Origin of the sequence: Stakelama sediminis, assembly GCF_014199335.1 — a bacterium.
Lineage (GTDB): Bacteria > Pseudomonadota > Alphaproteobacteria > Sphingomonadales > Sphingomonadaceae > Sphingomonas > Sphingomonas sediminis.
Genome location: NZ_JACIJI010000021.1, coordinates 1 through 1,321, shown reverse-complemented (window position 1 = coordinate 1,321; position 1,321 = coordinate 1). Strand labels below are relative to the sequence as shown.

General features: G+C 64.5%; 1 protein-coding gene and 1 other annotated feature. The gene reads left to right on the top strand.

Going from position 1 to position 1,321, the window contains the following annotated elements; translation table 11 throughout:
* The first annotated feature begins 50 nt into the window (after window positions 1–50).
* Window positions 51–1,282, top strand: a protein-coding gene (locus FHR23_RS16420) for an IS3 family transposase (RefSeq protein ID WP_425506381.1) whose coding sequence is annotated in 2 segments (ribosomal slippage) — window positions 51–348 and window positions 348–1,282 — 1,233 coding nt in all. Because the reading frame shifts where the segments join, the coding sequence is not laid out codon by codon here.
* Window positions 335–451 (top strand) — a sequence feature (AL1L pseudoknot). It overlaps the preceding gene by 117 nt.
* Window positions 1,283–1,321: the final 39 nt, after the last annotated feature.

Sequence of the window (1,321 nt, the reverse complement as noted above, 5' to 3'; positions counted from 1 at the left end):
TGAACCGCGCCGGGTTTGTCGGAGGCCCCAACTCCTGAGAGTAAGGGGCTATGACAAGCAAGACGACGAACAAGTTTTCACCTGAGGTCCGCGCCCGGGCGGTGCGGATGGTGCTGGAACACGAGAAGGACCATTCGTCGCGCTGGGCGGCGGTAGTGTCGATCGCAGCGAAGATTGGCTGTGCAGCGCAGACGCTGCACGAGTGGGTGAAGAAGGCGGAGATCGACAGTGGCGCCCGCGCCGGTGTGCCGAGCGATGTCGCGGCGCAGCTGAAGGCTCTGGAGCGCGAGAACCGCGAGTTGCGCCAGGCGAACGAGATTCTGCGCAAGGCGTCGGCATATTTTGCTCAGGCGGAGCTCGACCGCCCGTTCAAGCGATGATCGCGTTCATCGACGATCAGCGTGCTGTTCATGGGGTCGAGCCGATCTGCAGGGTTCTGCCGATCGCCCCATCAACCTACCATGCCCATGTCGCGCAGCGACGGGATCCACTGCGCCTGTCGGCGCGGGCGCGGCGAGATGCTGCGCTCAGGATCGAGGTGCGGCGCGTGTTCGAGGCCAACTTCCGGGTCTATGGTGTCCGCAAGGTCTGGCGGCAGTTACAGCGGGAGGGATTCGATGTCGCCCGTTGCACAGTCGCGCGGCTGATGCGGGCGATGGGACTGGCGGGGGTGATCCGAGGCAAGCCGGTGCGCACAACGGTCGGCGATCGGTCAGCGCCTTGTCCGCTCGACCGCGTCAACCGGCAGTTTCGCGCGCCGGCGCCGAACATGCTCTGGGTCTCGGACTTCACCTATGTCGCGACCTGGGCCGGGTTCGTCTACGTCGCCTTCGTCATCGATACGTTCGCAAGACGGATCGTCGGGTGGCGAGCGAGCCGGACCGCCCATGCCGGCTTCGTTCTCGATGCGCTCGAGCAAGCCCTTCATGATCGCCGACCGGCGCGTAGCGGCGGTCTCATCCATCACTCCGATCGCGGCAGCCAATACGTCTCGATCAAATACAGTGAGCGACTTGCCGAGGCCGGAATCGAGCCCTCGGTCGGCAGCGTCGGCGACAGCTACGACAACGCTTTGGCCGAGACGATCAACGGACTCTACAAGGCTGAGGTGATCCACCGGCGTGGCCCGTGGCGCAGCTTCGAAGCCGTCGAATACGCCACGCTCGAATGGGTGGACTGGTTCAACCACCGCCGGCTGCTCGAACCCATCGGCAACATCCCGCCCGCCGAAGCCGAAGAACAATATTATGCTGCCGCGGACAACATCGATATGGCAGCGTGACTCACATCCAACGGCCTCCGGCAAACCCGGCGCGGTTCA